Source organism: Nocardia veterana NBRC 100344, from assembly GCF_000308855.1.
In the GTDB taxonomy this organism is placed as follows: Bacteria; Actinomycetota; Actinomycetes; order Mycobacteriales; family Mycobacteriaceae; genus Nocardia; species Nocardia veterana.
The window spans coordinates 38,104-48,224 of record NZ_BAGM01000045.1 but is presented as its reverse complement, the minus strand read 5'-3'; the positions used below and the strand labels follow the sequence as shown (position 1 = coordinate 48,224).

General features: G+C 68.9%; 8 protein-coding genes and 1 pseudogene. 3 read left to right on the top strand and 6 right to left on the bottom strand.

Annotated features, from left to right (window positions below; genetic code table 11):
• Together ON37_RS07695 and lepA are read right to left on the bottom strand one after the other, a co-directional pair.
• Positions 1-618 (bottom strand): annotated as a pseudogene (locus ON37_RS07695) (hypothetical protein); the annotation flags it as partial.
• Positions 619-860: 242 nt separating this feature from the next.
• Complete coding sequence (gene lepA, locus ON37_RS07690) at positions 861-2,714, bottom strand: translation elongation factor 4 (RefSeq protein WP_083892805.1); 1,854 nt, start codon at positions 2,712-2,714, stop codon at positions 861-863.
• Positions 2,715-2,936: 222 nt separating this feature from the next.
• Here lepA and ON37_RS07685 point away from each other — a divergent pair, with 222 nt between their 5' ends.
• The gene (locus ON37_RS07685; RefSeq protein ID WP_040718099.1) at positions 2,937-3,503 is read left to right on the top strand and encodes a type II toxin-antitoxin system PemK/MazF family toxin; all 567 of its coding nucleotides are present in this window, start codon (positions 2,937-2,939) and stop codon (positions 3,501-3,503) included.
• 98 nt (positions 3,504-3,601) lie between these two features.
• Here the strand turns inward: ON37_RS07685 and ON37_RS07680 are convergent, their stop codons facing one another.
• Entirely contained in the window at positions 3,602-4,393 is a 792-nt protein-coding gene (locus ON37_RS07680) for an aquaporin (RefSeq protein ID WP_040718098.1), read from the bottom strand.
• Between the two features lie 323 nt (positions 4,394-4,716).
• Between ON37_RS07680 and rpsT the strand changes: the two genes are divergently transcribed.
• On the top strand, positions 4,717-4,980 hold the full coding sequence (gene rpsT / locus ON37_RS07675) for a 30S ribosomal protein S20 (protein WP_040718096.1): 264 nt from the start codon (positions 4,717-4,719) through the stop codon (positions 4,978-4,980).
• A gap of 158 nt (positions 4,981-5,138) precedes the next feature.
• The gene (locus ON37_RS07670; RefSeq protein ID WP_040718095.1) at positions 5,139-6,209 is read left to right on the top strand and encodes a phosphatidylinositol-specific phospholipase C; all 1,071 of its coding nucleotides are present in this window, start codon (positions 5,139-5,141) and stop codon (positions 6,207-6,209) included.
• 27 nt (positions 6,210-6,236) lie between these two features.
• Here ON37_RS07670 and holA read toward each other — a convergent pair whose 3' ends face one another.
• The 3 genes from holA to ON37_RS33785 are packed head-to-tail and all read right to left on the bottom strand — an operon-like array spanning position 6,237 to position 9,591.
• Positions 6,237-7,208 carry a DNA polymerase III subunit delta gene (holA, locus tag ON37_RS07665; protein WP_040718094.1) on the bottom strand — a complete coding sequence of 324 codons (972 nt, stop codon included), beginning with the start codon at positions 7,206-7,208 and terminating at the stop codon, positions 6,237-6,239.
• Positions 7,205-8,836, bottom strand: coding sequence for a ComEC/Rec2 family competence protein (locus ON37_RS07660; protein ID WP_210741070.1), 1,632 nt, complete (start codon positions 8,834-8,836; stop codon positions 7,205-7,207). The genes holA and ON37_RS07660 overlap by 4 nt, the downstream gene beginning before the upstream one ends.
• Positions 8,833-9,591, bottom strand: coding sequence for a ComEA family DNA-binding protein (locus tag ON37_RS33785; RefSeq protein WP_040718117.1), 759 nt, complete (start codon positions 9,589-9,591; stop codon positions 8,833-8,835). The genes ON37_RS07660 and ON37_RS33785 overlap by 4 nt, the downstream gene beginning before the upstream one ends.
• Between the last annotated feature and the right edge of the window lie 530 nt (positions 9,592-10,121).

Below are 10,121 nucleotides of genomic sequence, written 5' to 3'. Positions count from 1 at the left end.
GGGCATCCCGAAGCCGTCGCCGCGGCCGGTCGCAGCGCCGGCGCCGGGCACGGCGTCATGGGCAGGCGCGGCGGCGGGGTGCCGGCCCGGCTGCCAAAAATCTTGGCCCGCATAGTATCCCGGGTTCGCGTACTCGGTGCCGTCGAATCCGTAGCCGGCGCCCGGCACGGTGTAGTCGGTGCCGGGCAAGGTATACGACCCGTCGCCGGGGGTCTCCCCGGCACCGGGGGCGACCGTCCGACCGTCGGCGTATGGCACCTGGAAGCCGCTGTAGCCGTGCGCGGCGGGCGGATCCACCGGGGCGGGCGCCGCCGCGGGCGGCGTGTTCGGGGCGGAGGTGCCCAGGTCCGGCGGCACCGAATCGGGTGACGGATCCGGATATGTCACAACGGGACTCGGCGCGTCCTGATGCGGATCGGCGGTCGACCAGCCGGTGATGTGACTGTTGTGCGACTCGTTTTCCGGGGCCGGAGAGCCGTTCGAGGCGATCAGCGCCCCGCCGGTGACATACGCACCGGCCCGAGCCACCCGCGCGACGCCCGTCGCGACGCGATAGGCGGCATCACTCGCGTGATCGCCCGCGTCCGCATCGTCGTCGAAGGGCAGCTCACGCGACATAGAAACTCCGCTCTCAGTGTTCTGCGTTCGAAACCGAACGGGGACTTACCGAATTCGGCCTCTTTTACACCTTATTTCCGGAAAACATGCCTGTCACATCCTTCAGGTTTTCTCCCCACCGGACAATGACAGGACACAGCTGTGCCACCCATCCCGTCGAGGACGGCCCGGCACAACGGTCCCGAGACCAACCGGCGATTGACTCGGTCAATGGTCCAGTTAACTCCCCGGAACCGTCGACCCTACCTCTTCGGCTTGTCGGATGACGAATCGGTGGAGAGCGCGGCCACGAAGGCTTCCTGCGGCACGTCCACCCGTCCGATGGTCTTCATGCGCTTCTTGCCCTCCTTCTGCTTCTCCAGCAGTTTGCGCTTACGCGAGATGTCACCGCCGTAGCATTTGGCCAGCACATCCTTGCGGATCGCCCGAATATTCTCGCGCGCAATTACTTTCGATCCGATCGCCGCCTGGATCGGCACCTCGAACTGCTGCCGTGGGATGAGCTCGCGCAGTTTGGTGGTCATCTTGTGGCCGTAGGCCTGGGCGGCATCCTTGTGCACGATCGCGGAGAACGCGTCGACCGCCTCGCCCTGGAGCAGGATGTCCACCTTGACCAGCGCGGCCTCCTGTTCGCCCGCCTCCTCGTAGTCGAGCGAGGCGTAGCCACGGGTGCGCGACTTCAACGAGTCGAAGAAGTCGAAGATGATCTCCGCCATCGGCAGCGTGTAGCGCATCTCGACCCGGGTCTCGGACAGGTAGTCCATGCCGAGCAACTCGCCACGGCGGGACTGGCACAACTCCATGATCGTGCCGACGAATTCACTCGGCGCGATGATCGTGCACTTGGTCACCGGCTCGAAGATCTGCCGTACCTTGCCCTCCGGCCAGAACGACGGATTGGTGACCACATGTTCGGTGCCGTCCTCCATGATCACCCGGTAGATCACGTTCGGCGCGGTGGAGATCAGGTCCAGATTGAACTCGCGCTGCAGGCGTTCCCGGGTGATCTCCATATGCAGCAGACCGAGGAAGCCGCAGCGGAATCCGAAGCCCAGCGCCACCGAGGTCTCCGGCACATAGGTGAGCGCGGCATCGTTGAGCTGCAGTTTGTCCAGCGCGTCGCGCAGATCCGGATAGTCGGAGCCATCGACCGGATACAGGCCGGAGTAGACCATCGGCCGGGGCTCCCGGTAACCGGTGAGCGCCTCGGTGGCGCCGTCGCGAGCGGTGGTGACGGTGTCGCCGACCTTGGACTGACGCACATCCTTCACACCGGTGATGAGGTACCCCACCTCGCCGACGCCGAGGCCCTGGGTCGGCTTGGGCTCGGGCGAGACGATGCCGATCTCGAGCAGCTCGTGGGTGGCGCCGGTGGACATCATCTTGATCTTCTGACGCGGGGTGAGCTTGCCGTCGACCACGCGGACGTAGGTGACGACACCGCGGTAGGTGTCGTAGACCGAATCGAAGATCAACGCCCGAGCGGGGGCGTCGGCCTCGCCGACCGGCGGCGGCACGACCTCGATCACCTTGTTCAGCAGTTCGGGAACACCGACACCGGTCTTCCCCGAAACCCGCAGCACGTCCTCGGGCTCACAGCCGACGATGTGGGCCAGCTCCGCCGCGTAGCGGTCGGGATCGGCGGCCGGCAGGTCGATCTTGTTCAGCACCGGAATGATCTCGAGATCCTTGTCCAGGGCCAGGTACAGGTTCGCCAGCGTCTGCGCCTCGATGCCCTGGGCGGCGTCGACCAGCAGAATCGCGCCTTCACACGCTTCCAGCGCCCGCGAGACCTCGTAGGTGAAGTCGACGTGACCGGGGGTGTCGATCAGGTGCAGGACGTAGTCTTCCGGTCCGTCCGCGGTATCGATCTTCCAGGGCAGCCGCACGTTCTGCGCCTTGATGGTGATACCGCGTTCCCGCTCGATATCCATCCGGTCCAGATACTGCGCACGCATCTGCCGTTCCTCGACCACACCGGTCAGCTGCAGCATCCGGTCGGCCAGGGTCGATTTCCCGTGGTCGATATGCGCGATGATGCAGAAGTTCCGGATCCGCGCGGGATCGGTGAACGTCGTGTCGGCAAACGTGCTGATGGGACACTCCTACCCGTGAACAAGTCGATAAGTCGCCATGCGGCAGTCTACGTGCGCATACCGCGTGGTCGTGCACGCACCGGCGACCGTCGGCCGCGACCGCTGCCGGGCGTCGGTCACGGCCGCCGCCGATGTGAGTGACGGCACAGTCGATTCGCTGCGGGCACAAGCGGATCCGGGACGGGATGAGATGGTCGCCGGCCGCCGTTAAGCTCTGCGAACATGGCCAGCACATGGAGCTCTCTGGGCAAGCAGTTGGGGACCATTGCCAAGGAGCAGGGGCCCCGGATCGTCAAGAAGCAGGCACCGAAGCTCGTCGACCGGATGCAGCGCTCGGCGATGTTCGACCGGGCCCTCGGCCGGCGCAAGCAGCCCGTGGTGGTGCGACCGGCGGCCTCCGCGCCGGTGCCCACCCGCGAGCGGGCCCGCCAGATCGTCTACTGCCCCCAGATCGACGGCCGCGCCGACCCGGGCGAAATCGTGTGGACCTGGGTCCCCTACGAGGAGGATCCGGCCAACGGTAAGGACCGCCCGGTCCTGGTGGTCGGGCGGGAGCGCAAAACCCTGCTGGGACTGATGCTTTCGTCGAATCCGGCCCGCGAGGGCCAGCCCGATTGGATCGGAATCGGCGCGGGACCGTGGGATTACGAGGGTCGCGACAGCTGGGTCCGGCTGGATCGGGTCCTCGACGTCCCGGAGGCCGGGATCCGGCGCGAAGGCGCGATTCTGCCGCGCAAAACCTTCGACCGGATCGCGCATCGGCTGTGCGCGGAGTACCACTGGGGCTGAGGCGCAGCAGCGCCGCGGCCCGGGTGTCGAAACCATCCGGAACGCACCCGGAAACGACGAATCCGGCCGCACCCGGCGACCGGATTCGTCGGAGCGGATCAGTCCGCGAGGTGCCGGTCGCGGCCGAACAACATGCTGTAGACCAAGGCTCCCAGCACGCCGCCGATCAGCGGGAAGACGACGAAGACCCAGACCTGGGCGATGGCACCGTCCTGATACGGAGCGACCGCCAGGCTGCGAGCCGGGTTCACCGACGTGTTGTCGATCGGAATGGCGATCAGGTGGATCACCGCGAGGGTGATGCCGATGCTGAGCCCCGACATCGGCACATGCGAGATCCGGTCGGTGGAGGCGAGCACCACGAAGACCAGCAGGGCGGTCAGCAACACCTCGACGGTGATGGCCGCCGCCAGGCCGTAACCGTCCTGCGTGATGGTCGCGATCGGCCCGCTCACCTGCATCTTCGACGGGCTGTGCGCACCCCACCCGTTGGCGCCCAGACCGTCGGAGGCGCGGTGGTAGGAAGGCAGGTCCGTCGCGATGGCGAAGATCACCGCACCGGCGACGAACCCGCCCACCAGTTGAGCCACCCAGTAGTAGACGGCGGTGAGCCAGCTGATCCGGCCCATCACCAACTGCCCGATCGTCACCGCGGGATTGACGTGCGATCCGGAGATCGGCCCGATCGCATACACCAGCAGCAACAGGCAGAAACCGAAAGCCAGCGCGACGCCGAGCGCCCCCACTCGGCTTCCGGCGAAGACGGCGGTACCGACACCGCCGAGAACCAGTACGAAAGTGCCGATCGCCTCGGCCACCAGTTTTCGAGCCAGCGAGACTTCCCGCTGTTCGACTACATCTTCGATCACTTCCTGAGCAGTCGGAGACATCTGCCACCCTTCCCATCGTCGAGCTGTGCTTCGAGCCGGTACTACGCGGAGATCCAGGAAATTCACCGGACGACCAGTACGGTCGTCCCGATCGGACGCTACGGGAGCGCACCCGGGCGCACAACGACGCCGATCAGCATGTCGCGAGCAGGTAGCGGATCCGCGGCGGCAGCCGGCCGGCCCGGGGACGGGCACCGCGATTTCACTTCGCGGCGGGGCAACTGGTAACCTCGATCGTCGGCGCAGCGCTACCTGTTTTCGTGTAGGGCGCCCAGAGACTTTTCACAGACATCACTGACGAGAAGGAATCAGAGGAAACACGCGTGGCCAACATCAAGTCCCAGATGAAGCGGATCCGTACCAACGAGGCGGCGCGGGTGCGCAACCAGTCGGTCAAGTCCGCGCTGCGCACCTCCATCCGCAAGTTCCGCGAGGCCGCCGCGGCGGGCGAGAAGGACAAGGCGCTCGAGCTGATGCGTTCGGCGAGCCGCAGCCTGGACAAGGCCGCCTCGAAGGGCGTCATCCACGCCAACCAGGCTGCCAACAAGAAGTCCGCACTGTCGCTGGCCTACAACAAGCTGGGCTGACGATCCGATCCGGCAGTCGCCGGATTCGAGGCGGCCAACCGCCGCACCACAGCATTCGCAACGCCGCCGTGGCAGAGGATCTGCATCGCAGATGACCACGGCGGCTTTTGTCGTTGGCTCCGTTTGGCCACCACGTTCCCGTCGGCTACCGTAATCGGGTGTCGGGTGGGGAGTTTCGCACGAAGTCGTTTCCGGTCGTCGCTGTCGCCGTACTGGTGGGCACCGTCCTGAGCGGCTGTGGTCGAGCGATGCCGCCGGCGGCACAGCCGGTCGCCGCGGCACAGTCGGTCCCGGCATCGGCCACGCCGGACACCGAGGCCGCGGGCCTGCCCCGGGCGGATACCGGCGCCACCGGCCGCCTGGACACCGCACACAATCCCGACTGGATGAGTGCGCTACCCGACGACCTGCCGATCAGTGCCCTCTCCGTTCCCGGTACCCACGACACGATGTCGATCCACGGCGGTAAGGCCGGACCGGCGGTGGTCACCCAGGAGACATTCGACTCCGGATGTGCCGATCCCGGCTGCGCCTCGATACGCACCCTCGGCACGCAGCTCGAAGCCGGTGTCCGCGCACTCGACATCCGTGTGCGACGCGACGAGGCAGGCGAGCTGACCGTCCAGCACGGCGGTTTCTCGCAGCACGTGGATCTGGATCGGGTGCTGGAGGCGACCGAGCAGTTCCTGTCCCGGCATCCGCACGAGCTCGTGCTGATGCGGCTCAAGGCCGAATGCACCAACGACGGCAAGCCTTTTCAGTGTTCCGATGCCGAATCCCGGCCCCCCGACTCGGCGCTGATCGATCGCTATCTGAACGCCCATCGGAGTGTCTGGCGGCCCGCGGCGATCGGCCGCGCGGCGATACCGCGGATAGGGGACGTGCGGGGACAGTTGGTGGTGTTGTGCGCCGACGGCATCGATCAGCGCGGGCTGCCGCTGGATGTGCAGGACATGTGGAACGGGCCGAGCCGGGAGGACAAATGGGCGGCCGTCGCGACCCATCTCGGCTCGATCGCCGCCCACGGCGGGACCGTGCTGTCGATGGACTATCTGTCGGCCTCCGGTGTACCCGACCCGAGCAAATTTCCCGATCGCTACGCGACCTTCGAGAATCAGCGCGCCCTCGACTACCTGCGGGGTCGTCCCGATATCTCGGCGGGCGTCGTGATGATGGATTTCCCCGGCCCGGCACTGGTCGGCGAGATCATCGCGCACAACCGCCGATAGTCGCGTCTGCGCGGGACGCCGGCGCCGTCAGCGCGCGGAATGCAGGTCCAGGATGCGCGCCAGGGCGTGTTCGAGGGCGTAATCGGTATCGGCCGCACCGCCTTTGACGTCGGCATTCAGGGCAGCCACCACCTGCAGCGCGGTGCCGATGGTGGCGGCGTTCCAACCGCGTGCCTGAGCCTGTGCCTTCTTCACCTTCCACGGCGGCATCCCGAGCTGGGAGGCCAGAGCGAACGGGTCACCGCGACCGGCCGAGCCGACTCGGGCGATGGTATGCACCGAATCGGCCAGGGCGTCGGCAAGAAGTACGGCCGGCACCCCGCGGTCGGTGGCCCAGCGCAGGGCTTCCATCGCGGCCGGGCGATCGCCGGCGACGGCGAGTTCGGCGACCTCGAAACCGGTGACCTCCGCGCGCCCGGAGTAATAGCGCCGCACCGCCGCGATATCCACTTTGCCGCCGGTATCGGCCGCCAGCTGCGAGCAGGCCGCCGCCAGCTCGCGCAGATCCGACCCCACGGCCTCGACCACCGCCTGCACCACCTCGGCGGAGATCCGCACCCCCGCCGTGCGAAATTCGTTGCGTACGAACTCGTTTCGTTCGGCCGCCTTGGTGATCTTGGCGCAACTGTGCACCTGCGCACCGGCCTTCTGCAGCGCGGGCGCGAGCGCCTTCGCGCGACCGCCGCCGGTGTGCAGCACCACCAGAACCACTCCGTCGGGCAGATCGCCCGCCGCGGCGGTGATCAACGCGACCGCATCCTTCCCCGCCTCGGCCGCGGACTCGAGCACGATCACCCGATCCTCGGCGAACAGCGACGGGCTCAGCAGTTCGGCCAATTCGGCCGAACTCGCATCGCCGGCCCGCAGCCGATCCACCGGCAGCGCGTCGGGGTCGGAAGTGGCGGCCCGTGCCCGCGCCACGATCGAGGCGACCGCCCGTTCGATGAGCAATTCCTCCTCACCGAGTACCAGATGCAGGGCAGCGAGGTGATCGGTCACGGCACGATCCTACGGGTGCCCGGCGACACGTTCGGAAGGCCCGGCGTGCGGTGGGCCGAGGCCCGGCCCGACACCCGGGGCTTCGGTCTTCGACGCGTGCCGAACACACCGAGCGCGGCCACCGTGACGGCGACCAGTCCGGCGGCCAGCAGGGCGCCGGTCGCGCCGGTCGGCAACGGAAGCGAAATGCCCAGTGCTGCCGCGTGTTCGGCGACGACGAGCAGCCACCACAGGAACGGTTCGGCCAGATCGAGCACCCATACCGCGGCGGGCTGCGATATCCACGCCACCCCGGCGGCGATCACGCCGAGCAGGGTGATCGGGGCGACGACCGGTTCGACCAGCACATTCGCCACGATCGCCACACCGCTGAGATGTCCGGTGAGTGCGGCGATGATCGGCGTGGTGATCGCGAACGCGGCGGCCGCCACCCCGAACGCCTCGGCCACCGGTCCCGGCCAACCGCGGCGTTCCAGCCACGCCGACCAGACCGGCGCCAGCAGGATGAGGGCGGCGGTGGCCAATACCGACAGGGCGAATCCGATATCCACCGCCAACTGCGGCCAGATTCCGGTCAGGACGAGAACTGCCGCGCACAGCGCCGGCAACGCCTGTTTACGTCGCCCGGTGAACAGCGCGAGCACCGCGATCGACCCCATCACCGCGGCCCGGAGCACCGACGGGGAGGGACGTGCGAGCACGACGAACCCCAGCAGCGCCAGCCCCGCGGCCGCGGCGCTCCACCGCGGGTCCAAGGTCAACGCTCGAGTGGCCAGCAGGACACCGGCCAGAGTGATCGACACATTGGTACCGGACACGGCCAGCAGGTGAGTGAGGTCGACGGCCTGGAAGTCCGCTCGCACGTGATCTGGCAGGTGGGAGATGTCGCCGTCGACCAGCCCGGGCAGCACGCCGGCGGCGTCGGGCGGAAGTGCCCGCTGCGCCGCGGCGGCCAGATTGGTGCGCACCGTCGCCGCCGCGGATTGCCACCACGAGGGTGGTCCGACGGCACTCGGTGGACCCTGCGCACGCAGGACCGCGACCGTCAGATCGTGCCGCCAGGGCCGGTCGACGCGAGCGCGGAAGACCACCCGCTGTCCCGGCACCAGTTCGGACCAGGTTCGTTCCGGCGTGATCACCGTGACCGCCGCCGGCGTGCGTACGGTCGTCGCGCCGGAACGGAACTCCCGGACGGTGGCACGCATCATCCACTGGCGCCCACCGAACGAGCGGGCCGGCAACGGTTTCGAATCTCCGTTGATCGCCTCCGCGGTCACGACCGTCCCGGCCGGTAACCGGCCCAGTGGATGAGTACTCGCCCGGTGCTCCTGCCAGGAGGCGGCCACCGCGAACCCGCCGGCCGCGGTCAACGCGGCGAGCACCGTACAGGCGAGCGTCCGACGTCCCGGCCGAATCAGGCCGCGCAGGAGGCAGAGTCCGACTCCGGCAGCCGAAAGACCCAGTGCCGCAGCAACTCCGACGCCCACCCGCCAGCCCGTCGCAACGGCCACGATCGTCACCGCCCAGCAGGCCAGCGCGGACGGTAACAGGCGGGCGTCCAGCTGGGTGGGGTCCGTCGCCCCCGCGGGCTCCCCGAGCACGGAGGTGTCCTCCGATCCCGTGCTCACAGCGTGACCTGGTCCCGGAGGCGCTTCAGTTTCGCCGGGCCGATGCCGGTCACCTCCGCCAACTGGTCGATGCTGGTGAACCGGCCGTGCCGACTGCGCCAGGCCAGGATGGCCGCGGCGGTGGTCGGTCCGACGCCGGTCAGCCCGTCGAGCTCCTGCTCACTCGCGGTGTTGAGGTTCACCTTGGGCGCCGGGGCCGATCCCCCACCGGCCGGAGCGGCACCGTGCGGGGCGCCGGAAACGACCATGGATCCCAGCCGGGGTTCGCCCGCGGGCCCCGGCGCCCCGACCACGATCTGGTCCCCGTCGGCGAGGCGCTGAGCCAGGTTCAGGCTGGTCAGATCCGCACCCTCCCGCGCGACCGCCATCGCGACGGCATCGGCCACCCGGGCGCCGAGTGGCAGGTGCAGCAAGCCGGCGTGGTCGACCAATCCGATCACACTCACCACCAGGTCCGCCCCGACCGGTGCGTCGGCACCGGGTGCCACCGTCGGGGGTCGGGCGCCGGGTTCGGCTCGCACGGCGAGGCCACCGCCCTCACCCGGTGCAGCGGCGGCCGCACGCTCCGGTGCATCGGTCCGAAGCGCGGGCAGGGGTGCGACCGGAGCCGCGGCCGGATCGTCGCGGTGGGCGGCCGCCGCGGCGACGATCACCGCGGCAACCCCCACCGCGGCCAAGGCGAGGACGCCCCGCCGGCCCGGGTCCACGCGGACGGCACGCAACCGGTCCGGACGTAGGCGCTGCCAGAGCGTCACGGACCCGACCGGCTCGCTGAGCCATTGCGGAAACCGTGGTCCCTCGGCAGATTCGGTCAGCGAAGCCGGTGCCGGCGGTTCGACGGACGAATCCTGGGCGTATTCCTCGGCCGAGGGCGGTTCGCCGGTGCCGCGGCGCGGTCTCGATCCGCCGGGTGCGAGCCGGGCGGTCGCGGACGCAGCAGCCGCCGCATGAGCGGATCCCGAGCTCTCGGCGGTCCCCGAACTCTTCGCGGCCAGCGCTGATTTCGAGCCGCCCGCGCTCCTCGAGGTCTGCCGGGTCGGCGCGCCGGAACCGCGCCACCCCGCAGGCCGATGTCGGCTATCCGATGCCGGCGGAGGTTCCGCGAGATCCCACGCTCCGGCGGCGGCCGTCCGCTCGCCGTCGTGACCGAGGGTGCCCACTGTTCGCGCCGATACCTCGCCGAGCCGCCACCGTAGCCGGGTCCGTTCCTCATTTCGCGCCATGCCGTCACGCTAGGCGGGACGAGGCCCGAGATCCGCGGCGCGACCTGGGCTTTCGAAATGTC